We start from the raw sequence: 26,892 nt of genomic DNA on the forward strand, positions 1-26,892 counted from the left end.
CAGAGCGGGAAGGTCGCAATACTGTTCAGGCAAACCCGACACCGCACATGTCCGCTTTATGCCAGAGCAGGCGTTGAGGGTATGGTAATGTGTTCACGATTAGCCACAGGGATACTTCTGAACAGTTATAGGCTGAAATCGCATGGATGACGAATCGCCTCTGTTCATACCAATGCCAAAGGTCTGTAATGAAATCGATAAATCTGCAAAGTCTGTATCGTTCTGCCAACGAGAACACCGTCTCCATCTGGTCGGAAAATGCAGGAGTTGGAACAGTTAAACAGGGAAATTACTACGATCCTGTAAAGCTGGCTCTTGCAGCGGGCATTCAGCCGCCGGTGTCCTTTGATGTCTCACGTCTTATTTGTGAATTACAGCAGCTCACAGAGGATGATCCCCTTGCCGATATTCTGCCCACACAGGGTTTCCATTTTACCTTCCTGCCCCTTACCCTGCCGCTCTATAACGAAAACGAGCCATTGCACGAAAAAATCGATGAATTGACGAATATCTGGAGCGAATTTGATGCGATAAAAATTGTTATCAGAGATCTGCGGTTAGTTGCATTGCCCAGTCAGTTATTGCTTGCGGGGATCCCTGATAGTTCGGCAATAGCCATGCGCCACTCATTCTGCGAAAAAGTTCTGGATTCGCACTGGAAAAATGAGTTGCTGATGCGTCATAACGGCAGCCCATTACCGGCACCCTTCTGGCACAGCACGATTCTGCGCTATGGCGCTGATTTTTTACCCGCATCCGTTCGTGAGTTTATTTATGGACATCAGACCATTAATTTTGGGGATGTAGATGGAGATTTAAAACTGGTGAGGGTCAACTACAACTGGACAAAATGTTATCCGTTGGCGGATTAATTAAGACGAAGTAATTACATGATAAATAAGATGTCTTAGTTTCCTCTGCCTGCCCTCGCGTAAACGTTTCAGAAGTGGGTAATACGCCCCTGTTTTCGCTCATAACAGTCATTAACCCGCACACATTTCGCTCTATACCTGACTACCCTCTCCGGCTGAAAAAACAGAGCCTGCGCGCAACACTTTCTGTCTTTCACAACCCTGATATCGTTAGCCCTATGGCGCCTCATTCACATCATGTCACTTTTTACACGAGTAAAAACCTCAGGAAATTTAAAAAACCGCCGCGAGCTGCCGATAACCTCAGGTATCGAAACTCTGTACGCAGGAAACAACATCCATGTCACCATCCGACACCCATAGTAAGCATCAGGAAATTGGCGAAATTACGGCGCGTGCTGGCTTCATCCTGCGGCAGCTTCGCGACAGTCTGCAACAGCTGGGGCTTGATAAAACCATCGCCGATGTGGCGGGAAGCATCCCTAACGCCCGTGAAAGGCTGGGTTATGTCGTCACAATGACCCGCGAAGCAGCAGAGGGCGTAATCAACAGCGTAGAAATCACGCAGCCTCTGCAAACCGATCTGGGAGAAAAAGCGGAGAAACTCACGCAACGCTGGGATGCCACTTCCGGTACGCTGTCAGACAAAGAACAGACCCAGGCATTAGCTGCAGATACCGTTGCCTTGCTGAATGATGTCCCCCGTGTCACGGGTCTGACGCAACAGCAGTTGCACGCGATTATGATGTCTCAGGGCTTCCAGGACCTCACAGGACAGATTGTGCAGGCTATGATGGCCGTGCTGAATCAGGCTGAGCAGCAACTGATACAGGTCATCCGCGATAATACTGGCTCACACAGCACCACCGAGCGCACTGCGCCGTCTAAACCTTCCTCCGTACCAGAGACTCCTGCCAGTCAGGATGATGTGGACGACCTGCTGGCCAGTCTGGGAATGTAAGCCGACCCGAAGAAAATACGCGATTTGAAATGACAATTAATGATTAAAGGGTCTGCGCAGGACAAACAGTTCGTCTGACAGCAAACACGCTATTGCGGCTAAATGTCCGCTTTGCGCTATTAGCTGACACGATTTACCTATCGGCCCGTTGATAAACAGGGTTCTGACCAGGCCAGATTGCAGAATCTGGCACTTCAGAAATAAGAGCATAAAAAGGAATGGTATAGTCTCTTATTCGATTTATTTTCCCATATTTATTATATGACGGTAGGAAATATATATGGCATAAAAGCATTAAAAGAACACTCAAAGGAGTGACGTTATGTCGCTTTATGACCTTAGAATTGAATCACATGCATTACCAGAGGCCTGGCACTCTCAGGTATTAGGCCACATTGGCACAGCGAATCTCAAAGTTTTACGAATGGATGAACGCTCTGTAATTGAAGAGGTACATGAGTATGACGAAGGGTTACTGGTCATTGATGGTCGTCTTGAACTGAGCGTGAAAGGAAAACAAATCTCTGTAACTTCTGGCCAGCTTTATGTAGCCAAAGCTGGGATTCCTCATACTGTAAAAAAAGGCAGTTTTGGCACCCTGGTTATCATAGATTTGCCAGAAACACGAGTAGCCTAACGATAGTTTGTCCGATATTTGCTCAGAAGATAATTTGCCTGATGCAGATGTCCGCCTTATGCCATAAGCGGACATTTATGAAAGTTGCAGTAGATTACACGCTGCGATGTTTCTCCAGTTTGATATCGGTATCGTTAATCTCTTTTTTATTACCCCAGCCGAACTGCATGTAAAATTTCGCCGCGCGACTATTTTTATCGGTTTCCAGCCACGCAACCTCATGATGTTTAAATAATTCCTGCTCGGCGAGAAAAACCAGCCTTCGACCTATACCTCTGCCTTCATATTCCGGGAGAACAAAGGCCGCAAAAAGACAGCCTTCATCCGGCAAAATCATTGAAAAGCCGACTATTTTGTCGCTTTCAGCCGCCACCCAGGCGCAAAGACTCTTTTCAATCATATCGGCCACGACGCTTTCGGTGATCCCCAACTGACGCATTTCTTCACGACTCAAATAATTCTCGCGTACTGAGGTCCTGACTTCGAAAATACTATCAACATCAGAAGCCCGGGCTGTTCTTGTATTTATATTCATTAGTCCTACTCCTTGTATGACAAAAATATTTTTTGATGATGATGCCTGACACTCCCTTAAACGAACCATAAAATTTTGAGCGAAAAGGCTGTTAAACGGCAGGCCGTCAAAGGCGGCACTACCTCAAAGCCTGCGTAATGAATGAAGCCGTTATGATAAGAACGTTGCGCAATAAGAGCTCAGCCGACTTTAACTCCGCACCGTTTCTTCACAGTGACGCCTCATTAACTAATTTGAGATAGCGGGAGCCCGATATGTTTCTACCGCTCACCACGCAGACAACTTTACGCCCGCTCAGTTCTTTTGCATAACGGATGGCTGCCGCAACTGCGGGTACGCCTGAAGGCTCTACAACATGGCTGTGCAAATTAAGCATTAACAGCATCGCTGCTTTGATTTCGGCTTCTGAAACCAGAAGAACACGATCGACGCGATCGCGTATAAGTGGCCAGGTCATCGCTTCAGGCTCTATATAGCCACTTATGCCTTCGGCGATTGACGACGATATTTCCACTGGGATCGCCTCACCAGTTTCTTTCCAGCGCGCAAACGTCGGACTTGCTTCACTCTGCACTGCCCACACTTCGGCTGCGGGGTTTATGCCCTTGATGGCTGTTGCGATACCGGAGGCCAGCCCGCCGCCGCCAATGTTTACGAGAATAACGTCAGCGTCTGGCCAGTCTTCCATGATTTCCAGACCGACGGTGCCGCCTCCGGCAATCATCTGCTGATTATTATAGGCTGAGACGAACGTAGCGCCGGACTGTTGCGCTTCGACAATGGCTTCCTGCCTTGCATCTTCAATGTTGTCAAAAAACGTAACCTGCGCACCATAACTTTTCATTGCAGAAACCTTAATCGGGTCTGCTGAAAACGGTAAGAATATGGATACGGGTATGCCTGCCGCATGTCCCGCACAGGCAAGCCCTAAACCATGATTCCCTGCCGTCGGGGCGATGACGCCGGCACGTCGCTGGTCTGCATTAAGACTGGCAAGAACGTTTGCAGCACCTCTCAGCTTAAAGCTACCCGTATGCTGAAGATTTTCCATCTTGAGCCTGACCTCCGTCCCGACAAGAGCAGACAGCGGGTGCGAAAGCTCCAGCGGAGTTTTGCATACTGTTGATTTAATTCGCCCGGAAGCTGCATAAATATCTTTCAGCGTGACACTGTCTGTTAGCCTTTGTCTGTGGTTTGTCATAGTATTCCCCTAAAGTTATATAAGAAAATGACTATATAGGCGATTGGCTATATGTACAACTCAAAGACATTAATGGCCGATATTTTTCGTGCCCTTGGTAATGAGCATCGGCTCGTGATTGTTGAATGGCTGTCCGACCCAGAGTCACATTTTCCGGTGCAGCAGGACGGCGATCTGGTTAAGGATGGTGTGTGTGTCGGATTTATCACCGAAAAAATTGGTCTGAGTCAGCCCACCGTGACAGGCCATCTGCAAATTCTTGCTAAAGCTGGGATTGTGACATCGAAACGTATCAAGAACTGGGTGTTCTATAAACTTGATCGTCAACGGATGGATGAAGCAACGGCAATGTTGTCTGGATATGGGAAGCAGGCGACTGGTTCACCTGAACAGCCATAATCGGTCAGTATGTGTATTTACAGGGCACTAAATCCAGTGTGTGTGTATATCTCGCTCCTGCCGTGCCCGCCTTTCAGATAAATTTATTCGGTCATCGTTATCTGTTGTCATCTTCTGCAAAACTGCCGTTTAAATTCAGAAACTACCCCGGCTGATGACCAGCGTGTAGGTTTGGGTCCGCTTTTCGTTCAAAGCGGACCTTATGACCTAACTTTCTGTACGATCCGTGCCTGAGGCGGCCATAAATTACATTCAGATGCGCTAAGAAATATTGAGCCGCTTATTTTTCTTCAGGATGATTCGGACATATTTGAGAATCGACTGCGCATGACACGCCAGGTGTTCTGCCGCATCCCGTCAACCAACCTGCCCCATCCAGGCAGGTGGAATGCTTTTATTAGACGAGATTCACCAGGGTGCGCGCTCTCCATCCAAAAAGAATCCTGCGGTGATTGTCTGGGATGCTTCAGCAGCGAGCCAGACGATCCCCCTGGCCGCCTGGGATACAGTCCGGTAACCGGTATGTCCGTTAAAATCGGTGGCCGTATATCCCGGGTCAACTGCGTTTACGCTGATGCCATACTCAGACAGTGAATTGGCAAATGCCACCGTAACGCCATTTAATGCCGTTTTTGAACTGGTATAGCCCAGTGCCGCTACCTGAGAGTAGGGATGCGCTTTGTCAGATACCCATTCCAGCGATCCCAGCCCGCTGCTGACCATGATAATCCGGGGTTCCTCGCCCAGTTTGAGCAGCGGCAGAAAAGCCTGCGTTACTCTGATGACGCCGAAAACGTTGGTGTTATACACCGTCATAATATCGCTGATGCTCTGTGACTCAGGCGCGATGGGCCAGGTTCCGGGAATACCCGCATTGTTGATCAGCACATCTAGTTTTCCATCTTCTGACTTTATCTGCCCGACGGCCGCATCAACACTTTCCTGGTCTGTCACGTCAATGATAGCCAGCCGCGCTTTAATGCTTTCCGACAGCAACCGGCTGACAGCATCCTGACCGCGCACCCCATCGCGGCAACCCAGCCAGACATTAAATCCCAGTTTCCCCATCTCTCTGGCCGTTTCAAAGCCAATACTTTTGTTTGCGCCGGTAATTAAAACCGTTCTCTTCTTCATGTTGTTGCCTCAGTGATTTATGCAGGAGTATCTGAGTTATAAATCTCTCAGAGCTGTTTGATAAGAGGCTGCAATACGAATACGCTGTTCGGAAAGGCGAACAGTAACGGAAGTTGAGATGGATGATGTCGCGATATTTCTTGCCGTCTTCAGGGGTCAGGGTTTCCGGGCCGCGGCTAAAACGTTAGGCCTGGCACCCTCAACGGTCAGTGAGAGGATTACCGCGCTGGAAGTCAGTCTGGGCGTTCCGCTGTTTATCCGCACAACCCGCAGCGTAACGCCCAGCGAAGCAGGCCGGATGCTGGCCGATCGCATGGCACCTCTGCTGAGCGAAATGAGATCGGTGATGAATGACGTGGCAAGTTCTCAGCGGGAGGTGCGCGGGCTACTCAGGCTGAACGTGACGGGTGCGGTGATGGTCGATATTCTTCCGCCCCTGCTTGAGCAATTTCTCGATCGCCATCCGTTGCTGCGGGTGGAGATTATGGTGGACGATCGCCTTGTTGATGCCACGGCGGAAGGCTGCGATGCAGGCATACGCTATGGCGAACATCTGGCCCGGGACAGTGTTGCCGTTCCTGTCGGCCCACGCCGACAGCGTCTGGCTCTCGCGGCGGCACCCGACTACCTTGCTTCGCGCGGTCTCCCCGTTCACCCGACGGCATTGGCCGAACATCACTGCATTCGCCTTAAGTATTCCAGCGGCGCGCTGATACCCTGGGAATTTGAACGCAACGGAGAAACCGTCAGCGTCAACCCTGCTGGTCGCCTGATTATCGGTGTCAATGGCGCTTCAGGCGCAATTGAGCTGGCAAAAAAGGGTCAGGGCATTATCGGCGTCTTTGAAAACTGGCTGCAGCCCTGCTTTACGACGGGTGAACTGCAGCCTGTGCTTTCGGAGTGGTGGTCCGAATTTGAAGGTCCCTGGCTCTACTTTCCCAGCAGCTTTATGTCAGCACCTCTGCGCGCTTTTGTAGATTTTCTGAAAGAGGTACAGTCAATGCCTGAACCGCTCAATTGACTGCAGTAGCAGGCCCGCCAGTCGATATTGAGCTCGGCTAACAAGCGCACCTCTGTTTTGACGGGTTGTGGCAGGTTAAAGCGCACCGGAGGTATGGGTCGCGTTTCAGACCGCTTTGTGCCAGAAGCGGACCTTGCTAACCTAATGCTATGTTTTTCTAAAGGAGCATGTAAGTGACCATGTTCAGTTATCGGCTAGTCGTCCGATATATAAGCTAAAGATGCGAAGTGCGATAAAGGATAATGCATGAGGGAACTGACTGAATTAATTGCTCAGCAAAGCTCTGGCTGGCTTATGGTGCAGCAATGGCTGAAAGAAGCGAACAATAATTATGAAGTGCTTCCCTGTGACCCGACGCTCGCAAGAACTGCCTTACATCAGCTTCAGGTTACAACGCTCTCCCCGCTAGGCGCTGTGTTATACGAAACGGGAGGCATCTTGGTTGATAATGGCTGGTTGCGGATTTTAGGCTCTGGTCATCACAAGCTGGCACGAGCTCTGAATCGCCACGGGTTTAACAGACACCTCAGAGTCATTTAAGATGGCTTAAAGAGAGGTGCCCATGAGCGGTAAGCGTTATCCCGAAGAGTTTAAAATTGAAGCAGTCAAACAGGTTATTGATCGCGGTCATTCTGTTTCCAGCGTTGCAACACGTCTCGATATCACCACCCACAGCCTTTACGCCTGGATAAAGAAGTACGGTCCGGACTCATCCACTAATAAAGAACAGTCAGATGCTCAGGCCGAGATCCGCCGACTCCAGAAGGAGTTGAAGCGGGTTACTGACGAACGGGACATATTAAAAAAAGCCGCGGCGTACTTCGCAAAGCTGTCCGACTGAGGTACGTCTTTATTCGTGACAACTCCCGTTGCTGGCCTGTTCGTCTGCTCTGCAGGGTGCTGGATGTTCATCCCAGTGGCTTTTACGCCTGGTTTAAGCAACCGTATTCTCAGCGCCACCAGGTAGATCTGAGACTGACGGGACAGATCAAACAGTTCTGGCTGGAGTCCGGTTGCGTTTATGGTTATCGCAAGATCCATCTGGACTTGCGGGATAGCGGGCAACAGTGCGGAGTGAACAGAGTCTGGCGACTGATGAATCGTGCCGGGATAAAGGCTCAGGTCGGGTACCGGAGCCCGCGGGCACGCAAAGGCGAGGCCAGTATCGTATCGCCCAACAGGCTCCAGCGACAGTTCAATCCGGATGCTCCGGATAAGCGTTGGGTAACGGACATAACCTACATCAGGACCCACGAAGGCTGGCTGTATCTTGCTGTGGTTGTTGATCTGTTCTCACGCAAAATTATCGGCTGGTCAATGCAATCCCGGATGACAAAGGATATTGTCCTGAACGCACTGCTGATGGCTGTATGGCGGCGTAATCCCCAAAAACAGGTGCTGGTTCACTCGGACCAGGGCAGTCAGTACACAAGCCATGAGTGGCAGTCGTTCCTGAAATCACACGGCTTGGAGGGGAGCATGAGCCGTCGCGGTAACTGTCACGATAATGCGGTTGCAGAAAGCTTTTTCCAGTTGCTGAAACGCGAACGGATAAAGAAAAAGATCTACGGAACGCGGGAAGAAGCCCGCAGCGATATTTTTGATTACATCGAAATGTTTTATAACAGTAAGCGTCGGCATGGTTCGAGCAATCAGATGTCACCGACAGAATATGAAAACCAGTATTATCAACGGCTCGGAAGTGTCTAGATTATCCGTGGCGATTCAAACTTACCGGCTACGTAAACGTCGAGCGGGTTGTCTGTCCCATTAAAGCGAGCCAGATGAACTTTAGTGCATTCAGGTGTTAAGTCTGGAATAAGGTTTTGAAGATAATCAAACAAAAGCACTGCGTACCACCTCACAGTTAATAGTTATGCATAGCCTCTACAAGGTCTGGTGCCGGGCAGACGTGAACAGAAATCAGCGTTCACTGGAGTCTGTAATGGTCAAGCCGACCTTAGCCGTAACGCTGGCAGAGGAAGTTAGAAATACATACTGTGATTTAACAGGTAAAGTTTCTGTTAAATCAACCTAAAGGGGCTGCTTGGAAAACGGAAAATATCCTACGCTAAGCCTGTTTTCTGTACAAACTACTATCCACTGAGCGTAATGCGCGGTATTTACCCCTGTCCCAATATGAGGTTTTTTCGCCAGACGTAATCTCCGCTCAGGTTGATATGTAATTACAGAACGTCTTAATACCGGGCTAAGCGCCAGTGCTAGTGCTAGTGCTAGTGCTAGTGCTAGTGAATTTAATACAATCCGACATACCATACTCAGGGTACAAGCAGGGCAGCAACAATTCTGAATACAGAAACGGCTTCAGACGCTACTGACTTTGACCGTCCGCTTTGTGCCAGAAGCGGAAGTTGCACATGCACTCCTATGTTAAATACTAAAAGCCGTCATAGATGGAACATTATCCTAGATTCAGTAGTTAAAACTGAATCTAGGATAGCGAATGTTCAGCATTTCAGAAGTAGATAAAGGTGATTCTGACCTACTGTGGCTGGTAAGCGAACTCGATGCCTTTCAGAACGCGCTATATTCTACAGAAAGTAATCACTGCCTGGATCTTTCAACAGTTACTGATGAGCAGCTCCGGTGCATTATCGTACGTGATGAAGGTGGCTTACCTGCAGGTTGTGGTGCTTTGCTATTTCATGAAAATGGCTCAGCTGAGATTAAGCGGGTTTATATTCGACCGGAATATCGGGGCAGGAAGCTCGGAGAACAGATAGTCAGCGCGATCGAGACGATTGCTTCAAAAAAGAATTCGAGCCTATTGCAGCTTGAAAGAGGGATTCACCAGCAGCCGGCGATAGCACTTTATCGTAGATGCGGTTATGAGATATGCAATCCATTCCCACCTTATGCAACAGATCCGTTGAGTGTTTATATGTGCAAAAAAATTCTTTAAATTCATGTTCTTATGGTAATTAAAGGTATAGATGCAAAGTTATAATGTCCGCACCCCCACCTATGAACAGGCTATCTGGTTTTATCGGAGAGGCTTTTTCATTGAAGGTGATGTGTGAGCCACAAAACCATTCCGTTCATAAAAGGGTATCGCCTGCTGTCGGGCATCAAGGAACACGAAGTTCATATCCCTGCTTTCTGATTCAGTAGTGGCAAAATCCAGCAATTTTTTCCCTATCCCTTTGCTTCTTAAAGCCTCATCTACGATCAAATCATCAATATGGAGATGTGATCCTCTGGCCAGAGTATGAACGGGACGGAAACCCATCAAGCCAAGCATTTTCTCATTGCCAAATGCGCCAACAAGTTCATAACCGTTCAACGTCTGAATTCTGACGCTTTCGATAAATTTTTCTTTGGAAATGTTCCGTAGCTGTGAAATCAGACTGTAAGCATGATCCCATTCTAGCGGCAGTAACTTTCTGATTGAAATGTGCATAGTGCCTTCATTTCCATATAGGTTTCTGATTTTATAAGCTTATGAGCAATAATTCGCAACAGTGAAGTTATGTTCAACCTATTGGAAACCTTCAGCTGTCAAAAGTGAAACGTCTGCTCTTTACTTAAAGCAGAACAAATTTTGATAATTTGATGCTGATCTTCCTCAAGAAAGTTGACCGGTTCACTCTTCTCTGTAGAAGACGTTAATAACCATGTGATAATTATCTACGTTTCTATCCGCCGTTCCGCGAGTGCATGCCTTGCTGCGTTTGATGCCCATCCATCTGACTGGTCATGATTTTCAATCTCTGCCTCTGCTATCGGCGTTACACGGATCAGCGGAACTGAACCGAAAGGCAAACCTTCAATCTGACGAGCATCACGGCTGAGAATGATGCGGGTCATAGGTTTATAGTCGTCGGTAAGAGAGCAAAACAGTATGGCTCTATATTTTTCAACATCGGCAGCGACCTGATAGCCGTCGGCAACGAGATCCCCCAAGCTAATTAACAAATGAGCCCAGTCATCAATCTGCTGGCTGGTATTATCTGAAGCATCCAGCTCCATGAAAAGTTCGCATTCTACGCCGTTTTCCGGGTCTGCAATGCCGGCCCAGGGCGTCGAGAGACCATCGGTAGCTAGCGTTAATTTGGTGCTGCTTTTGGTACTGAGTACCCGGCGATGGGGCCCGAACCACTTCGTCTGGTTGTGTACGTTTGCGTCATCTCTTTCAGCAATAAAGCTATCTGACACGTCGCCATACCTTTTCCAGAATGCTCGCCTTGCGACAGCGGCAGCCTCATACATCGGACTCAGAGGACCGCGCGGCACTATTGTCTCATCGAAAATTGTGTCAACCGTAACGTGCCCGCGCATGAACGGTATTTTAGACTTAGTCCAGCGAACAATAACCTTATTAAAGGACTGTATCTGTGATGCTTCGAGTTTATCGACAACGTTGCAGACCCTCTGAAAAACATGGTCACCAGCAGTAATGTGACTCCCATCAGCATACATGTAACCTCCATATTGCGAGGAAACACCAGCCTGTTCCGTAATAAAGAACCATTCACCGTTCACAGCGCCAATGGGTGCCTTGTCTAATGCCGGGCGTAAGTCCCTTGCCGCATCAGAGTTTGAATATACAGTCATGCCTGTCCCTTATCTTCATTCCTTATGTATCTTGCTTGTTTTACGCTTTTCCACACCTGAGCGTTGCTAAACTTACGGCCCGATAAGTTTAAAAATGATAAAACGATTGTAGGGCGTTAGTCTAAAAAAGATGAGAAGGCTCTTAGATAATTACCCCTTCAGTCAAGAAGGCAAAACCGGCTGCTTTGTACCAGAAGCGGAACTTGCTTACATTGCTATGTCAGTTTGCTGGGAGCAGGTCAGATAGGCTTTTATGACCTTTTCAGACAGGGTCGTATCAGGATTAATTTCTGATACTGACTGGCGTGGTTTTTTACATCATTGAATGTCAGACTCCATCAACCAGGGAGGATGAAACCTCTCTTTTTTATTACGTCAGCTGCACCCAGTGGCACGCCACCTGATGGCCGGGGCGCATTTCGCGCAGTTCCGGAATTTCTGTGCGGCAGCGTACTGTTGCCTGCGGACAGCGGGAAGAGAAGCGACAGCCCGAGGGCGGGCGCGAAGGATCCGGGATTTCCCCCTGCACCACCGGCACGGATAAGCTTCCAGGAGCGAGCGTCGGCACCGCCGCCAGCAGCGCCTGGGTGTAGGGGTGAAGCGGCTGGCTGAACAGCGCATCGCGGCTGGCAGTTTCCACCAGTTTCCCCAGATACATAACTGCTACGTCATCACACAAATGCTCCACGACACCGAGATCGTGAGAGATGAACAGGAAGGTGACGCCATGGTCATCACGCAAATCGGAAAACAGGTTAATGATTTGCGCCTGAATAGAGACATCCAGCGCCGAGATGGGTTCGTCGGCAATTATAAAATCCGGGTTGAGAATCAGCGCTCTGGCGATGCCGATACGCTGGCGCTGGCCGCCGGAAAACTCATGGGGAAAGCGATTGTAATGCTGCGGCGCCAGTCCACAGATTTTCATTACCTCCAGCACTTTGTCGCGCAGTTCTTCTTTGCTGCACAGCGTGTGTTCCAGCATTGCTTCCCCAATTGCATCACCTATTCGAATGCGTGGATTCAGCGAGCTGTAAGGATCCTGAAATACCAACTGGATTTTCGGGCGCAGCGCGCGCATCTGTTTCGGCGTCAGGTCCTGCAACTCCTGACCACGATACTTCACGCTACCTGCCGTTTTGTCATAAAGCCCCAGCAGCGTGCGTCCTACGGTGGTTTTACCGCTACCGGATTCGCCCACCAGGCCAAAAATAGTGCCAGGTCGAATGTTAAAACTGACGCCGTCCACAGCGCGTAGCTGTCCGGTTTCCTGACCAAAAAGCCCGTCGCGTAGCGAGAAATGCTTTTTCAACTCGTCCACTTCAATAACATATTGCTGGCTCATGCGATCGGCTCCGCTAACTCACTGTGAATACATGCGGCTTGCCGCGTATGCCCGATCAGCGGCGGAATGACCGCGTGGCACTGCGCGGTTCTACGTTCGCAGCGATCATAGAACGCGCAGTACGGCGGCAGTTCGGCCAGGTCAGGCACCTGTCCGGGAATGGAGTAGAGGCGGCGTCGGTGCTCGCCCGGAACAGGGCGCGATGCGATAAGCCCTTTGGTATAAGGGTGCAGCGGGTTGTGTAGCACATCGGCAGTCGGGCCTTGTTCAACGATGCGCCCGGCGTACATCACCACGACATGTTCCGCCATCTGCGCGATAACCCCCAAATCATGAGTGATCAGCATCAGCGCCATCTGCTGCGCCCGCGCCTGGTCGCGCAGTAAGCGCAGGATTTGCGCCTGCACGGTGACATCCAGCGCCGTGGTTGGCTCGTCGGCAATCAGCAGCTTCGGCTGGCAGCTTAACGCCATGGCAATCATGATGCGCTGTAACATGCCGCCGGAAAGCTGATGCGGATAGCAGCCCATCAGACTCTCCGCACGCCCGAGTCCGACATCGGTGATCAGTTGCGTGGCGTGCGTCCAGGCCGCTTTTGGTGTTTCGCCGCGATGGCGTATCAGCGGTTCACAAAGCTGCTCGCCAATGGTCAGCACTGGATTGAGCGCTGTCATCGGCTCCTGAAAGATCATCGCTAATTGATTACCACGCAGATCGGCCATTTTCGACGGCTTCAGGGCAAGCAGATCGGTGCCCTCAAAGCGGATTTCTCCGCCGTCGATACGCGCAACCTGCGGCGGTAACAGTCCCATCAGCGACATGGCGGTAACGCTTTTGCCGCAGCCAGATTCACCAACAACGCCAATGGTTTGCCCTGCCTGAATGGTAAAGGAGACATCCTGTACAGCGCGCACACGCCCCTGCTCGCTGGCGAAGGAGATGGATAAGTTATTAAAGGTAATTAGCGGCTCGCTCATTTCAGGCTCCGTTTCATCTTCGGATCCAGCGCATCGCGCAGGCCATCGCCCAGCACATTAATAGCGATGACGGTGAGAAAAATGGCAATGCCCGGCGGCATCCACAGCCATGGGCGGCGCTGAAAGTCGATCAGGCTGTTGGCCGCGTCCATCATATTGCCCCATGAGGGCGTTGGCGGTACGACGCCAAGGCCGAGGTAGCTAAGCGCGGATTCCATCAGGATGGCGTTGGCCACCGCCATGGTCGCCATCACCACCAGAATGGGTATGGTGTTCGGCAACAGATGACCGAACAGGCGGCGGCGCGAAGAGAGGCCCAGGACCTGCGTCGCCAGCATAAAATCGCGTTCGCGCAGTGACAGGATTTGCCCGCGCACCAGCCGCGCCAGCTTCGGCCACTCCAGCAAGCTAAGCATCACCACTACCATGTAGATGCGCGAATCAGACGAAAAATCGAGCTCAGACAACATCGCTCCGGCAACAATCAGCAGCGGCAGGCTGGGAATCGTCATCACCAGATCCGCCATGCGCATAATCAGTTTGTCCGTCCAGCCGCCGGCATAGCCGGATACCGCACCCAGCAGGTAGCCCAGAGCCACCGAAAGTAGCATGGTCATCAGGCCAATAATCAGCGAGATACGACCGGCAAGCAGCAGGCGGGTATAAATATCGCGGCCAAGAAAATCGGTGCCCAGCCAGTGTTCTGCGCCAGGCGGTTTGTTGATCATCAGCGCATCGGTGGCGTCATCTTTCCACGGCGACCACACCGGCCCCAGCACGCACCAGATGGTCATGATTACCAGCAGAACCAGGCACAGCATCGACAGATGATTGTGGCGCAGCGCTTTCCACGCCTGGTGCCACGGAGAAGGTGTGGCCTGCGCCATCGCCGGAATTTCCGCCTTGCGTAAGCGGCGATTCGTTGAGAAAAGGGAACCGAACATCACGACCTCACGCGAATGCGCGGGTCGGCCCACGCGTACAATATATCGGCAATCAGGTTGCCCACAATGGTTAATACCGCCAGAAACAGGGTGAACCCCATCAGCACCGGATAATCGCGGGCGGCCAGAGAATCAATATGAATATGCCCTGCGCCCGGCCAGTTAAACACCTTTTCGGTGATGATCGCGCCGGAAAACAACCCCGGCAGCTCAAAACCTAACAGGGTGATGATTGGCAGCAACGCATTGCGCAGCGCGTGTTTAAGGATCACTGTGCGTTCGCGCAGCCCTTTAGCACGCGCGGTGCGGATAAAATCCATCTTCACTACGTCAAGCATGCTGGCACGGAAATAGCGCGTCAGGCTGCCCGCCTGCAACATCACCAGCGCCATGACCGGTAACACCAGATGCGCCGCAACCTGCATCACCCACACCCAGCCGTTATCGTCGCTGCCGGTGTTGGTCATGCCGCCCACTGGCAACCAATGCAGATCGACTGCGAACCACTTAATAAGCAACAGGCAGAGAAAAAAGGTCGGGAAAGACATGGCAGCGAACACCGACACGCTCACCAGATGATCGAACAGCGAATTGGGTTTCAGCGCCGAGGCAATGCCCACCGCAAGCCCGATGCTCCAGTAAAACACCAGCGCAACGCTTGCCAGCAGGAAAGAGTTCCAGATGTACTGGTTAAGTAGCTGACTCACCGGAATTTGGTATTGCAGCGAGAACCCCAAATCGCCGCGCAGCAACTGGCCGAGCCAATGCAGATAGCGGGTAAGGATCGGTTGATCGAGTCCATAAATAGCTTTCAGTTCGGCGGCGCGGGCAGCGGTGAGGGTAATGTTACCGTCGATAAAGTCGCCTGGCGTTTTCGCGAAAAGCATAAAAATAATCAGTGATGCGAGCAGCAGCATTGGCAGGGTTTGCAGCAGTCGTCTGAGGATAAAATTTCGCATAGCTTTCTCATGACAACTGCCGGGAGACCCGGCAGTTGTTACTGTTATTTAATGATTTTCACATCCGGCAGGCTACCGGTCAGCCCGTTGTAGATATCTGGTTTAAAGCCGGTGACGCGGGCACTACTGGCCGACAAAATCTCGCGGTTACCCAGCAGAATCACCGGCGGATCGTCCGCCAGCACTTTATACAGTTGGTGATAAATCGGTTTGCGTTTTTCCACATCCAGCACCGCATTACCTTCGTTGATCAGCTTATCAACCTGCGGATTGTTATAGCCGGACTCTTTCGCTTCCGTGCTGTAGTAATCCCACACGCCATCATGTGGATCGTTGAGTGTGCTGGTGCTGAAAGAGGCCAGGTCATAGTTACCGGCTTTACGCTGTGCCATGAGTGCGTTGAAATCCACCACCTGCGGCTTCAACAGCACGCCAATCTGCTGCCAGTTCTCTTTGGCGATGGGGATCAGCGCATCATTCAGCACTTTCTTGCTCACCAGCAGCGTCAACTCCAGACGTTTACCGTCCTTCACGCGGATGCCATCAGGCCCCGGTTTCCAGCCCGCTTCATCAAGAAGTTTCTTCGCCTGTGTCGGGTCAAATTTGTATGGATTCACGCCATCAGTGTTATACGCCCATGAAATCGGGGCAATAGGTTCAATTGCCACTTTTCCATAGCCCTGATAAACCACATCAATCAACTTCTGGCGGTCGAGACCATAAATCAGCGCCTGACGCACTTTCACGTCCTGCAACGCCGGGCGACGTACGTTGAATTCAACTTTACTGTAGTCACTGGAGCCAAACAGGTTGATATTGGCGAAGCCCAGCATTTTCAGTTGTTCGATATCATCAGGGCGAGAAGTAAACGAGTCGTAATCGGTTTCGCCGGTCTGGAACAACTGGAAGTTAGTGGACGGGTTGGTTACGCGGTAGATAAAGCGCGGCGTCGGTGGTGTGCCGCGGTAAAAATGGGTATTGGCGTGGAAACGAATCTCCTGGCCCGGAATATATTTGTCATAGACATACGGTCCGCTGCCCAGCGGTTTACCGTGCAACATGCGCAGATAGTCGAGATTGCCGCGCTGATACTCTTTCCCATAATACGCTTTCGACAACACCGGGCCGCCAATTTTCGCCAGCGTTGTCGCGCCAGGCTGCCCGGTGGTGACCTGTAATGTCAGCGGGTCGATCACTTTCAGGCCACTGACGCTATCAGCTTTTCCGGCTTTATACTCCGCGCCGCCCACAATGTTGGCGAGGGTGATGTCAGTATCGCCATCATATTTCGGGTCATGCAGCACGGTCAGGGTAAACACCACATCTTCGGCGGTGAGGGGCGAGCCGTCGCTGAAAGTCAGGTGTGGGCGCAGCTTAATGGTATAGACATTGTTATCCTGACTAACGCTCCAGCTTTCGGCCAGGCCTGGCACCAGCTTGCCGTGGCTATCCCAGTCAATCAGACGTGAGAAAATCACGTTGGTGACGTTTTCGTCCCAGCCGTTAACAAAGAAATAAGGGTTAAAAATACCCTGCGGTTCAGAGATACCAGCCACCACCGTGTCTTTACGCAGCTTAGCCACTGCCGGAATCTGGCTGGCATCGGTGGCTGGTGTAATGCCCTCTTTTAAGGGTATATCGGCGAAAGAGGCTGAAGAGAAAGCCACCATACTGCTGAGTAACGCGATTTTAAGCGCCAGAGTAAAACGCGTGGGTTTTGTTTTTATGCTTTTCAGTAGGATGGACAAAATGGCTCCCTCATCAAATGTTTGTATGGAATTTACAAATCATGACGAAAGATAAAAGTCGCACCGCCCCCTGTCTAACAACGAAACAATCTGGCTTATAGCAAATTATCATTAGTAGATTTATAAGAAAGCAATGCTTAATTTCATCTAAAGAAGATGAGACATTACGCGGGGCAGTCGAAGAGTTCTGATATCGTAAGGGGTTTGACAATCAATAATGTGAAAAACCACGGCACAGCGCGCCATTATTTGTCGAACAGGCGCTTGCGCTTGTCAGGCGCGATACCAAATCCCGTATATCCGATACGGATCTTCGTCAGCATGGAATCAGCCCGGAGCGGATGCGGCGCTGGTTCCTGCAACAGCACGGCATCACTTTTCAGGACTTCCAGAGAATGCAGCGGGTAAATATTGCCCTGCAGGAGCTGAAAAGCGGACGTGCGGCGACTGACGTAGCACTGGACAATGGCTACGAATCCCTGGGTGGGTTTGGTTACATCTACAAGCGGCTCACTGGCGCAGCTCCCACTCAGATTATAGTCATTCACCGGTTTACCACTACACTGGGGCCTATGTTTGTCTGTGCCAAAGAGCAGGGAGCGTGCCTGCTGGAGTTTACCGATCACCGAATGTCAGAGACGGAATTTCACGATATCCAGCGTTTACTTAACGCCAGGATTGTCACAGGCGAAGATAGTCATACCCGACAAACATGAAAGAAATCAGTGTTAAATGAGTCAATACGGAATTCTTGCTGTATGAAACAGTCTTTTTCCGATCCTGTTACTTTTTACATGCAGTTTTAGGTATTAGAAATCCCCACGTCCGCTCCTCGCTCACAGCGGCCGCTCATTTTTGTGACCAGTGATGATGCCGACACCAGTCGGCTTCATGGGCTGATCTGACCGCTACTACCTCACCCCGTGGCCCTTGCGCTTCCGGACTATCAGCCGGCTCTTCCTGTTGGCCAGCAGCCCGCATGGCAACCAGTCGACAGTAATTGCCAATATGTAACTCACCTGAAAACCCGTTTGCATACAGCCTCTCCACTCATTTGCATTTTTCAACCCTCCGGCGTCATTGTCCCCCTCCTTCAGCTATGCCTCCGCTGAAATATCGTATCAAGCATGAAGGTCACCAAAAAATTAACCTAACAAGTGTTAGACAAGTGTTGACGTGTGTTGATTTGACCGCTAATGTTTACCTACCTAACGTTAGTTAGATATCCCAACCATCAACCTGTAGGATCGACCATGACTGCTAAACTTCAGCTTTTTACATCACCTTCGGCCTTTCCTAATCCACAGCGCCTGCGGCTTTTCATGCACGAAAAGGGCATCGCTGACCAGTTTTCCGAGACCATCTATGACATGTCCCCTGGAGGAGAGCAGCGTGGCTGGCGACATTTGAATATGAATCCGTGGGGCGAAACACCTACCCTTGAACTGGCTGACGGTAGTTATATTTCTGAAACGGCTGCCATCGTTCGCTATCTTGATCAGGAGTATCCGGGCCGCAAGATTATGGGAGAAACAGCACTGGAACAGGGTCTGGATAATATGTGGGATAACCGGGTGTGGGTGCATATCCTGTACCGCATCGTTACAGCGTTCCACGTGTTGCACACCGGCCTCGGCTTCAAGCTGGAATTGACCAAAAATGAGGCCTGGGGTGAACACTGCCGTAAAGAAGCTTTGGCTCACGCCGCGCTGGTTAATCGCCATCTGTCAGACGGCCGCGAATGGCTGCTCGGCGGCGATGCCCCGACCTTCTCGGATATTACTCTGGCGACCGCGATCGCCTTCTCGAAATTCCCGGTCAATGCCACTCCACTGGACGAGCGTTTTGAGTTCTTAGATGCGTACTGGCAGCGCTGGACAAAACGTCCTGCCTTCCAGGCGGCCTACGCCGATCGCAACAGCGGCATTCCTGAGCTGGATTCGCCAACCCGTTAATAGCGCCACTCAATGTAAACTCCGGTACGCCGGGTTCGTTATCTACTGACTTTCCCGGTGACCAGAGTGCTTATGATAGCGTCGGCTGTCGATGTTACTTGCTAAACCATGATGGAATGACGTCTGCCTGAGCACCCTGGATGCATTGAACTTACTGTTTTCCATGACAATCACCCTGTCACCCGGTAAGCGTTTGCTGTAAATTAGCGTTCTCTATTTAAGAGATTATCCCAATACCAAAGGCATCAAGATGAGCGTCAACACCAGGGAAGCCATTTTGCAGGCGGCCAGGAAAATTGCCCAATCTCAGGGCTATAACGGTTTGAATTTCCGCGACCTCGCGCAGGATGTGGGTATCAAAGCGGCGAGTATTTACTACTATTTTCCAGGCAAAGCCGAGTTGGGTATTGCCGTTGCCAGAAGATACTGGGAGGACGGTGCGCTCGCGCTCGAGATGATCGAATCAGAAAGCCCATCACCCATTGATGCGCTGCGTCGCTTTCCTGAAATCTTCCGAAGATCACTTGAGGCCGAAAATCGTCTCTGCCTGGGCAGTTTCATGGGCGCTGAAAAAGAGACCTTACCTCCTGAAATGAATGCAGAAATACAGAAGTTTGCTGATGTGAACATTGCATGGCTGAACAAACTTCTCGTGGCTGCTAAGGTGTGCGATTCAGGTGAGAGTGAATCCAGAGCGCGTGCAATTTTCACGGCCATTGCCGGTGCCCAGCTTATCGCCAGAAGTCGCTCAGATATCTCGCTTTTTGATTCACTGGTGGATTCATACCGCGCCTTCGGACCTCTGCCAGAATAGCAACTGCCCGCCATCCGATTCAGTGAATGGGCGGTTTTCTGCACGCGCGCCCAATGCGGCGCGGCGTCCGGTAGCGTATGTGCTTTTCCACTCAGGAACTCACCCCTTTAAATCAATGTGCTACGGGCCAGAACGGATAGGCGCTGTGTGTCAGGCTGGACGGGGTGGAAAAGTGAGTTTGGCGCCACTTCGTGCAGCGCCATGCCGGACGCCACTTTCTGCAGTTCCTGAAACTTCGGGATCCAAAAATATTCATTCAGGTACAGGTTGCCGTAATAACTCTGCACGGTACGGGCGTTGGTGTCTAAGAAATACAAGCGCGCGGCGATGGTCAGTTGCATCTGATCCAACGGGCCATAGTCGCCCACTTATCACGCTTAATCCAGCTGTGCACGGTTGCGGATTTCTCTCCCAGCATTTCAGCAACGCGGGTGATGCGGTACCCCTGAGAGTACAGCAGTAAAGCCTGCCTACGGGGATCGCGTTCGTCGGGGGCGGATGTCATGTTCACGCAGCCCAAATACGGCCGCGACACCATTTGATCACAATAATGCGGCAGATTGCGCAGAGTTCCCCCCTCGCCTTTGATTTACGCTGTTATATCCTGGAAAAGATGTTTACATTTGTTCAGCAAAATTATCGGCCGCTCAGCAGAGCGTCACTGACCGACACGCGGATTGATCGCAGGGAAGAACAGCCGTTAACTTCATCATCAAAGTCATACCGCAAACAGAGGCAGGGAAAGAATGAGGGAGCTTGCACCCGATGGCATCACCGGGATGCCGTCACGGACGGCAGAGTATCTTTGTCGCCAGATCGCACGCCTGCTGAAAGGAGGAAGCCTGACCCCGGAGACCTGCCAGCGTATCTTTGCTTTCTGTGGAATCAGACCGTCAGATGCTCAGTGGCGTCAGTTTCTTATCCCGGTTCTTTCCTGTCTGGGATTACTGTCTCTGGTTGCCGGAGCGGTGTTCTTTATTGCCTGGAACTGGGCCTGGCTGCCGAAAATGGCGAAATTTGCCCTGGCCGAGCTGTTGATCGTCGCGCTGGCGGTGATTGTCTGGTGGCGCTGGTACAGCACGCTGGCACGCAACGCATTACTGGCGACAGGGTTAAGCTTCGGTGCCCTTTTTGCGCTGTATGGACAGATTTATCAGACCGGTGCTGACAGCTGGGAGCTATTCCGGGCCTGGTTATACGTTCTTCTGCCGCTGGCGCTGATTGCCCGGCAAAACAGCCTGTGGTTTTGCAGCTGGCTGGTCGCTAACCTGGCGTTCCAGCTCTATTACAACACCCTGCCGTCGTCACTGCTGGATCTCGCCGCGTCTGACAGTTTAACCAGGCTCCCGACCGCTGTGTTCTACGGATATCTGGCGTTGCTGGCAGCCTGCCTGATTGTCAGGGAAGCGCTGGCCTGGTACGCGATAACGCATCATCCCAAGAGCTGGCTGGCAAGCCGCTGGTTCTCGCGAGTCATGGCGGGATTTTTACTGCTTCAGCTGACCGCCATCGTGGCCGGGAACCTCTCTGACTGGGGCGGCAGTGACCACCTTCCTTATATCACCGGCGGTTGGGTGATCACCCTGCTGGCAGGTTATTACCTGTACCGTTACCGCTATCAGGATCTCTGCATGCTGACGCTGGGCATTGCCAGCCTGACCGTGGTTGGCTGTGCGCTAATTATGCAGTTATTTCTTTTAGCCTACGATACGGGTGATCTGTTTTTGACTGGCATCCTGATGGCATTCTGGGTGGTGGTAAATGGTTCAATTCTGCTGAAGTGGCAACGCAAACTGGTTGAAAAGGGGCCAATCGATCTGGTTCCGGCCAGGCTGACCTTACTGACAGACACTTTGCGTCAGCAGGGTTTGCTGAGCGCCTCACAGGTTGAGGAAATTAAGCAACGCGGTCACGCATCCGACCTGCCCTGGTATCTCAGGCTGGCGCTAAGCGTCGGAGGCTGGGTCGCAGCGCTCATCATTCTGTTACTGATGATACTGATGCTCTATGCCACTGCTCTGCTGGAAGACCCGAATGCTGCCACCCTTATTATTCCTTCGCTGCTGCTTGCCGCCATTGCACGTGGCCTGTTAAGCAGTCAGCGTGACGGTAAACATCATCTCGGGCTCGCATGGGCGATTGCGGCAACGTGCGGGCTGATAACTGGCGTTCTGCTGCAAATCCAGAGCAATGATGCCAGCTTTATTATGCTGAGTTCACTGACTGCCTTGCCGATCCTGGCCGCGATGGCGGTGGCTATGCCCGACCGCACTTATCGGTTTATGGCCATCACTGCCCTGACCTTTTTCCTGGTGCTGGCGGGCCATTCTGTGGCCCGGCTTTACCTGTCTCCGATGGCTGCACGCCTTGCTGTGTTCGTACTGGTGGCGGCAGTCGTATTTTTGTGGATGTGGAGTGTCAGTCATCAGTTGAGGTTACAGGCAGGGCCGTATGCTGACGCGGTACATCCTCTGCTGTATGGCATACCTTGTGGTCTGATGTTGCTGAGTTTCCTCGGTATAAACGCGGCGTATCTCACGGATTTCCTCTGGTCAGCATCGCAATTTTCCACGCTGCAGTCTGGGACCGGCACAGGGATCGCGGCTGGCTTAGTGCTGAGTGCGCTCAGTCAGAAAAGGCACAGACAGCCGCTGTTTTCGATCATCACGCTGCCCGCTGCACTTATCTGCGGGGCTGCCTCCCTCTATGCACCGGGTATAGGGCTGGGATTGTGGTTAATTCTGATGGCACGTTATCAGGGAAGTCTGGGGTTGCTGGTGGTCAGTGGCGGTTTCATGGTGCTGTATGTCATTGGCTGGTATTACTTCCTGGAGGTAATTCTGCTGCAGAAATCCCTGCTGCTGCTAGTCAGTGGTCTGGTTTTACTTGGGCTGGCATGGGGAGTCAAAAAAGTATTACCTGCACAAATCGGAGGTGCCAGTGAAAATGCATAAACAGAGCCGATGGCTGGCTGGCGCTGTGATAGCGCTGGCGCTGATAGCCGTCAATGTCAGCATCTGGCAAAAAGAGCAGTTGCTGAAGCAAGGTGCGGTCATGATTTTACCTCTTGCCCCGGTTGACCCGCGATCCCTGATGCAGGGTGATTACATGGCGCTGAACTATGCCCTCACCCGCCCGCTGGAACTAGCGTTGTATCAACAGGCTGAGTCCTGCGGCGCGACCCTGTCAGCGCCATGCCTGCCCACCAGCGGAACCCTGATTGTTGACCTCGATGCGCAGCGTCACGCGACTCAGGCCCGTTTTGATCAGGGTGAACCTCTGCAGCCAAATCAGCTGCGGGTAAAATACCATCAACATTATGGCTCGCTGACCGTCGGTACTAACGCTTATTTCTTTCAGGAAGGTCATGCCGACAGATTCGCGCAGGCGCGTTACGGGGCATTTCGGGTGGGAAGCGATGGCACAGCACTCCTGACGGATCTGCTTGATGAGCAGGGTAAGGTGATTCAGCCTTAACTAAGCGAGACGTACACTGCCCTGCCCCAAAAACCTGACAGGCGGCCTTAATGTCCGGATGCTCCAGTCAGATAGTCAAACGTACAACCTGCCGCCGCAAGCGTTGTTGTCAGATTTGCAAAGGTCATTTTTACCGTAGCCGTAAAATCGGGTTCCGGGGTGCCATTGTCTCGGCTGCCTGTCTGACCCGGGACAAACAGCAAATCGCCTGAACGGATGGCAGCAGCATAACCATGCTGCTGATAGCGGGCGAACTGAAGTCAGCGTTTTGCCAGAAGCGGACATGGCTTACCTATGCTGCTTTAATCTCAAGAGAAATGCCTGACCCTCTTTCTGACTTGAACTACAACATGTACGGACTACATTAAGATTTCTCATTTGATTCAGGAGAATTGGTAATGTTTAGTCATGTTCACGTTGGCGCGAGAGATCTCAACGCATTAGTGGCTTTCTATGAACCTCTGCTTGCGAAGTTAGGCTTTGAACAGATGCCAGAGGGTAATGGCGGTCAGGCTAAAGGGGTTGGCTGGAAATATCCTTATAAACGATGGCCTCAGTTTTACGTGCAGGTGCCTGAAAATGGCCTTCCTTCAACCTGGGGAAACGGTATGCAGGTCAGTTTTTTAGTCGCTTCTCAGGAAGAAGTTCAGGAGATTTGGCACCTCGCCATGAAAATGGGAGGTGCCGACGAGGGTAAACCTGGTTTCAGAGAATACGCTTCAGACTTCTACGCAGCTTATTGTCGGGATCCGGAAGGGAATAAGCTGTGCTTTGTCCACGCTCCTGAAGAATAAATGCAGAAGACCAGACCACTGTTCTCATGTTGTCTGTACAATCTCCGCCTGGCGCTTATAGGACGTCAGTCCCCCTTCTTCCCTGAGGCGGATATTTTCAGACAAGCAATAGCCCGGTGAAGCGTTATGGACATTGCTGGGCTGGCTCATCATGTCACAGACTGCCAGATAGAGGTGACCTGCAGGTTTTGCTCCTTTCAGGCCGCCCACGTGATACGGGCGTTGCTGACGCATGCCACACCTGAGCTGCCTTTATTGTCCAGCCAGAGTGATGGAGCAGGGGTTGATAAGGGCAGTATTGCAATGGTGCCGGTTAGTGATCCTGACTTCTGCTTTGCCAGATGATGTGCGATCAGATCCTTCTGCTCAGCAAAATTTCGATTTATTCAACAACGTCCGTTGCATCATTATGAAGTAATGATTAAAGCATCATTTTACCTCTAATTGATTTTGCTATAAGGTTCTTCTGCTCGCGCAACTATACAGAGGATGCTGCGCCGGAAGCCTGTTTTGCTATAAACCTCGCGACGAAAATTTAAGCGGATACGCTGCATCAATATAGTTACTCAGACATAGAGAAAATTATGACGAACATTACTAACGACAACTGGATTAGGGTATCTGTGATATCAGCAATATTTAGTAGTGTCGTGGGTTCATTACTGGTTTTAACCTATCTTTCCTGGGGAAAAAGCAGTACACCCGTAGTGGGTATGATTTTCACTTATTTTTTTATTGTCATGACGAGTATTATTGGGACCACGATGGGCTCTTTAATAATTGGCATGCCATTAGCGATGATTTCAAAGCGATTTTATCCTGACGCTTCCCTCAGGGGGAGCTTTTTTATCATATGCTCTGCACTCTTCATTTGGCTGGTTGTACTGGCATGGCCTGTTATCAGGATATGCGAAACGCCTTATTCGGATATTTTGCTTTTAAGCCCCTATGCTTTCTGTTCAGCAGCCGCACTTGCTTATCTGGTTTACTGGGATTTATGAGTATCATATCAATCAGGATCGGGGCAGAAGGACCGTTAAAAAAGGAATTAATAGTATCATTTTTCAGCCAGACATATGGAAACAGGTGAGTCCAGGGTGTCGGAATTCCCATGTTTTCCAGCCCCCCTGTGAGCAGTTTTAATTACAGACTCATCTGGATATTAATTAGATAATTCTTACGTGACAACACGTGATCACATTTTGCCTGCCAGATAATCATGGATTCTGCTCGAAATATTGTTTATCCATCTCGACAAGTTTCTTTTGTAATCCTGACTCCCCTTCAACCACTTCGTAAAATTTACTGTGAGCATAAAGATAAATACGCTCGGATGACGCAAACATAAACATGTCTGGTGAAGCCATATTTGTGAAGCGACTTTTCAATTCGGGCTGTAAAAAGATGACATCATTCCCAACCTGAGGATTATTTTGCCACTCAATAAAGATAGCGCTTTTCTATCCCCCTATTTACATCGGCTTTTTCTTTAAAAAAACCCAGTAGGTAATAGTATAAATTAAACCTGTAGTATCTACCGTGCCACACATGCAAAGAGCGTACTCATGATTACTTTTACTCATCCAGTAAATTACCACCCTATCGACTTGCACTGACTGAATTCAGTTTTTGGAACAATTAGCGCCATATGGTTTTCTGACATGCACTGTTTAAAAACCTGCTCTTTGTAATGCCCCACCTGTAAACCCAGCATGGTGCTGGACCGTTCCGCTGCATTCTTTTCAATGTAATAGCCACAATTTTCTTTGAAATCCTGAGGATTATCGCTATGAGACATCGACCATCTCAGCTGAGCTTCAGCTGCACCAGCTGACTGATGCTGAGGGGCGTCTTTTGCTGTTGTAGAGCCAGAAAAGAGTGGATTGCCCAGTAATTTCTGTACAAAGCGTTGGTTTTCACCGGTTATATGGCCGGTTTTACACAGCTGCAGATAGGCCTGCGAAAGGCGTTGCTCCTCAGCATTGGCAGCATGAGTGCATTCCTCCAGGACTTGTTCATTGGTCTTAGCCGGTTTTTTATCTGTGGATCTCCAGTAACTATTTTTAAAGTCCGGAACTGTGCCTTCAGTGGTGCCAAAAGGGCAAAGTGCACTGGCGCAACCCTGTAAAAACATGGGCACACACGTCAGCATCAGTACACGTAACAGGGGAAAGGCTTTAAGACTGCTTTTGTTCATTTTATTTTCACTTTGGTCAGCTGCGGACATGGTGTCTGAGCAATGTCATTTTTATGTACGTCGTTCAGATAATACCCGGTCTGCTGCACAAGGTATTCCGAATTCAGTGTTTCTGGTGCTGTACTCCTCGGCTGGCCACAAGTCTGGCAATGAACCACTGTCATCGGAAGCACATACTTATTATGTTCTCGACACTAAGCTGCCTGATTTACGCCTTATATGTTCCGCTTTTCGTTCATAGCTACCAGTAAGTTCCTTTGATTTCCTGAAGATGTTTCAGCCGCCGTTCTGCATGCCTGGTAAGAAAAGCAGCGTGTCCAGGGCTGCGCGGATTTAACGGTAATGGC

The 26,892-nt window shown here is 50.7% G+C and carries 26 protein-coding genes and 3 pseudogenes; 15 read left to right on the plus strand and 14 right to left on the minus strand.

From position 1 onward, the window contains the following. Window positions 1–188 precede the first annotated feature (188 nt). The 3 genes from ACR8BN_RS21400 (at window position 189) to ACR8BN_RS21410 (ending at window position 2,470) form a co-directional block, all read left to right on the plus strand. Window positions 189–872 (plus strand): hypothetical protein, encoded by a 684-nt coding sequence (locus ACR8BN_RS21400; RefSeq protein WP_434747692.1) that lies wholly within the window; start codon window positions 189–191, stop codon window positions 870–872. Window positions 873–1,212: 340 nt separating this feature from the next. Further along, window positions 1,213–1,833 (plus strand): protein phosphatase CheZ, encoded by a 621-nt coding sequence (locus ACR8BN_RS21405; protein WP_064703800.1) that lies wholly within the window; start codon window positions 1,213–1,215, stop codon window positions 1,831–1,833. 322 nt (window positions 1,834–2,155) lie between these two features. Further along, window positions 2,156–2,470: a cupin domain-containing protein gene (locus ACR8BN_RS21410; RefSeq protein ID WP_064703799.1), complete on the plus strand. Its 315-nt coding sequence runs from the start codon at window positions 2,156–2,158 to the stop codon at window positions 2,468–2,470. A 94-nt stretch (window positions 2,471–2,564) separates the two neighbouring features. Here the strand turns inward: ACR8BN_RS21410 and ACR8BN_RS21415 are convergent, their stop codons facing one another. Continuing rightward, on the minus strand, window positions 2,565–3,005 hold the full coding sequence (locus tag ACR8BN_RS21415; protein ID WP_162530325.1) for a GNAT family N-acetyltransferase: 441 nt from the start codon (window positions 3,003–3,005) through the stop codon (window positions 2,565–2,567). 208 nt (window positions 3,006–3,213) lie between these two features. After that, window positions 3,214–4,206 carry a threonine ammonia-lyase gene (locus tag ACR8BN_RS21420; RefSeq protein ID WP_430018734.1) on the minus strand — a complete coding sequence of 331 codons (993 nt, stop codon included), beginning with the start codon at window positions 4,204–4,206 and terminating at the stop codon, window positions 3,214–3,216. A gap of 72 nt (window positions 4,207–4,278) precedes the next feature. Here ACR8BN_RS21420 and ACR8BN_RS21425 point away from each other — a divergent pair, with 72 nt between their 5' ends. Beyond that, window positions 4,279–4,605 carry an ArsR/SmtB family transcription factor gene (locus ACR8BN_RS21425; protein WP_231115747.1) on the plus strand — a complete coding sequence of 109 codons (327 nt, stop codon included), beginning with the start codon at window positions 4,279–4,281 and terminating at the stop codon, window positions 4,603–4,605. Between the two features lie 408 nt (window positions 4,606–5,013). Here the strand turns inward: ACR8BN_RS21425 and ACR8BN_RS21430 are convergent, their stop codons facing one another. Next, window positions 5,014–5,739, minus strand: a complete 726-nt coding sequence (locus ACR8BN_RS21430) for an SDR family NAD(P)-dependent oxidoreductase (protein ID WP_434747693.1) — start codon at window positions 5,737–5,739, stop codon at window positions 5,014–5,016. A 118-nt stretch (window positions 5,740–5,857) separates the two neighbouring features. On the opposite strand from ACR8BN_RS21430, the gene ACR8BN_RS21435 reads away from it, so the two are divergent. The 4 genes from ACR8BN_RS21435 to ACR8BN_RS21450 all read left to right on the plus strand — a co-directional run bounded on the left by ACR8BN_RS21435 (window position 5,858) and on the right by ACR8BN_RS21450 (window position 9,683). Beyond that, window positions 5,858–6,760: a LysR family transcriptional regulator gene (locus ACR8BN_RS21435; protein ID WP_434747694.1), complete on the plus strand. Its 903-nt coding sequence runs from the start codon at window positions 5,858–5,860 to the stop codon at window positions 6,758–6,760. 246 nt (window positions 6,761–7,006) lie between these two features. Continuing rightward, window positions 7,007–7,300, plus strand: coding sequence for a DUF2625 family protein (locus ACR8BN_RS21440; RefSeq protein WP_434747695.1), 294 nt, complete (start codon window positions 7,007–7,009; stop codon window positions 7,298–7,300). A 22-nt stretch (window positions 7,301–7,322) separates the two neighbouring features. Next, window positions 7,323–8,470, plus strand: a protein-coding gene (locus ACR8BN_RS21445) for an IS3 family transposase (protein ID WP_434747518.1) whose coding sequence is annotated in 2 segments (ribosomal slippage) — window positions 7,323–7,560 and window positions 7,560–8,470 — 1,149 coding nt in all. Because the reading frame shifts where the segments join, the coding sequence is not laid out codon by codon here. A gap of 754 nt (window positions 8,471–9,224) precedes the next feature. After that, window positions 9,225–9,683: a GNAT family N-acetyltransferase gene (locus tag ACR8BN_RS21450; RefSeq protein ID WP_434747696.1), complete on the plus strand. Its 459-nt coding sequence runs from the start codon at window positions 9,225–9,227 to the stop codon at window positions 9,681–9,683. 81 nt (window positions 9,684–9,764) lie between these two features. Here ACR8BN_RS21450 and ACR8BN_RS21455 read toward each other — a convergent pair whose 3' ends face one another. The 7 genes from ACR8BN_RS21455 to ACR8BN_RS21485 form a co-directional block, all read right to left on the minus strand. Next, window positions 9,765–10,181, minus strand: coding sequence for a GNAT family N-acetyltransferase (locus ACR8BN_RS21455; RefSeq protein WP_434747697.1), 417 nt, complete (start codon window positions 10,179–10,181; stop codon window positions 9,765–9,767). 227 nt (window positions 10,182–10,408) lie between these two features. Next, a complete protein-coding gene (locus ACR8BN_RS21460) occupies window positions 10,409–11,335 on the minus strand; it encodes a hypothetical protein (protein WP_434747698.1) in 927 nt (308 codons plus the stop codon). 370 nt (window positions 11,336–11,705) lie between these two features. Further along, window positions 11,706–12,680: an ABC transporter ATP-binding protein gene (locus ACR8BN_RS21465; RefSeq protein WP_033773706.1), complete on the minus strand. Its 975-nt coding sequence runs from the start codon at window positions 12,678–12,680 to the stop codon at window positions 11,706–11,708. After that, a complete protein-coding gene (locus ACR8BN_RS21470; RefSeq protein WP_434747699.1) occupies window positions 12,677–13,657 on the minus strand; it encodes an ABC transporter ATP-binding protein in 981 nt (326 codons plus the stop codon). Before ACR8BN_RS21470 ends, ACR8BN_RS21465 begins: the two co-directional genes overlap by 4 nt. Beyond that, window positions 13,654–14,601: an oligopeptide ABC transporter permease gene (gene opp4C, locus ACR8BN_RS21475; RefSeq protein WP_033760940.1), complete on the minus strand. Its 948-nt coding sequence runs from the start codon at window positions 14,599–14,601 to the stop codon at window positions 13,654–13,656. The genes ACR8BN_RS21470 and opp4C overlap by 4 nt, the downstream gene beginning before the upstream one ends. Continuing rightward, window positions 14,601–15,560: an ABC transporter permease gene (locus ACR8BN_RS21480; RefSeq protein WP_033760938.1), complete on the minus strand. Its 960-nt coding sequence runs from the start codon at window positions 15,558–15,560 to the stop codon at window positions 14,601–14,603. The genes opp4C and ACR8BN_RS21480 overlap by 1 nt, the downstream gene beginning before the upstream one ends. Before the next feature lie 44 nt (window positions 15,561–15,604). After that, window positions 15,605–17,230 (minus strand): ABC transporter substrate-binding protein, encoded by a 1,626-nt coding sequence (locus tag ACR8BN_RS21485; protein ID WP_434747806.1) that lies wholly within the window; start codon window positions 17,228–17,230, stop codon window positions 15,605–15,607. A gap of 311 nt (window positions 17,231–17,541) precedes the next feature. On the opposite strand from ACR8BN_RS21485, the pseudogene ACR8BN_RS21490 reads away from it, so the two are divergent. The 3 genes and pseudogenes from ACR8BN_RS21490 to ACR8BN_RS21500 form a co-directional block, all read left to right on the plus strand. Then, a pseudogene (locus tag ACR8BN_RS21490) lies at window positions 17,542–18,021 on the plus strand (helix-turn-helix domain-containing protein); the annotation flags it as partial. A gap of 540 nt (window positions 18,022–18,561) precedes the next feature. Then, on the plus strand, window positions 18,562–19,263 hold the full coding sequence (locus ACR8BN_RS21495; protein WP_134161212.1) for a glutathione S-transferase family protein: 702 nt from the start codon (window positions 18,562–18,564) through the stop codon (window positions 19,261–19,263). 250 nt (window positions 19,264–19,513) lie between these two features. Continuing rightward, window positions 19,514–20,077, plus strand: coding sequence for a TetR/AcrR family transcriptional regulator (locus ACR8BN_RS21500; protein ID WP_425023250.1), 564 nt, complete (start codon window positions 19,514–19,516; stop codon window positions 20,075–20,077). A 127-nt stretch (window positions 20,078–20,204) separates the two neighbouring features. Here ACR8BN_RS21500 and ACR8BN_RS21505 read toward each other — a convergent pair. Further along, window positions 20,205–20,588, minus strand: a pseudogene (locus ACR8BN_RS21505) (terminase gpP N-terminus-related DNA-binding protein); the annotation flags it as partial. Between the two features lie 235 nt (window positions 20,589–20,823). Between ACR8BN_RS21505 and ACR8BN_RS21510 the strand changes: the two are divergent. Both ACR8BN_RS21510 and ACR8BN_RS21515 read left to right on the plus strand, forming a co-directional pair. Continuing rightward, window positions 20,824–23,031 (plus strand): DUF4401 domain-containing protein, encoded by a 2,208-nt coding sequence (locus ACR8BN_RS21510; protein WP_434747700.1) that lies wholly within the window; start codon window positions 20,824–20,826, stop codon window positions 23,029–23,031. After that, window positions 23,024–23,554, plus strand: coding sequence for a GDYXXLXY domain-containing protein (locus tag ACR8BN_RS21515; protein ID WP_207091690.1), 531 nt, complete (start codon window positions 23,024–23,026; stop codon window positions 23,552–23,554). The genes ACR8BN_RS21510 and ACR8BN_RS21515 overlap by 8 nt, the downstream gene beginning before the upstream one ends. Window positions 23,555–23,622: 68 nt before the next feature. On the opposite strand, the pseudogene ACR8BN_RS21520 reads toward ACR8BN_RS21515, so the two are convergent. After that, a pseudogene (locus ACR8BN_RS21520) lies at window positions 23,623–23,805 on the minus strand (Rid family hydrolase); the annotation flags it as partial. A 147-nt stretch (window positions 23,806–23,952) separates the two neighbouring features. Here ACR8BN_RS21520 and ACR8BN_RS21525 point away from each other — a divergent pair. Further along, window positions 23,953–24,348 (plus strand): VOC family protein, encoded by a 396-nt coding sequence (locus ACR8BN_RS21525; RefSeq protein ID WP_069026903.1) that lies wholly within the window; start codon window positions 23,953–23,955, stop codon window positions 24,346–24,348. 24 nt (window positions 24,349–24,372) lie between these two features. On the opposite strand, the gene ACR8BN_RS21530 is transcribed toward ACR8BN_RS21525, so the two are convergent. Then, entirely contained in the window at window positions 24,373–24,582 is a 210-nt protein-coding gene (locus tag ACR8BN_RS21530) for a hypothetical protein (protein ID WP_193586077.1), read from the minus strand. Between the two features lie 350 nt (window positions 24,583–24,932). Here ACR8BN_RS21530 and ACR8BN_RS21535 point away from each other — a divergent pair, with 350 nt between their 5' ends. Then, entirely contained in the window at window positions 24,933–25,349 is a 417-nt protein-coding gene (locus ACR8BN_RS21535) for a hypothetical protein (RefSeq protein ID WP_434747701.1), read from the plus strand. Between the two features lie 590 nt (window positions 25,350–25,939). Here the strand turns inward: ACR8BN_RS21535 and ACR8BN_RS21540 are convergent. Continuing rightward, a complete protein-coding gene (locus ACR8BN_RS21540; RefSeq protein WP_311976670.1) occupies window positions 25,940–26,545 on the minus strand; it encodes a hypothetical protein in 606 nt (201 codons plus the stop codon). Between the last annotated feature and the right edge of the window lie 347 nt (window positions 26,546–26,892).

The organism is Pantoea sp. Lu_F5_004 (genome assembly GCF_051136245.1).
Taxonomy (GTDB): domain Bacteria; phylum Pseudomonadota; class Gammaproteobacteria; order Enterobacterales; family Enterobacteriaceae; genus Pantoea; species Pantoea agglomerans.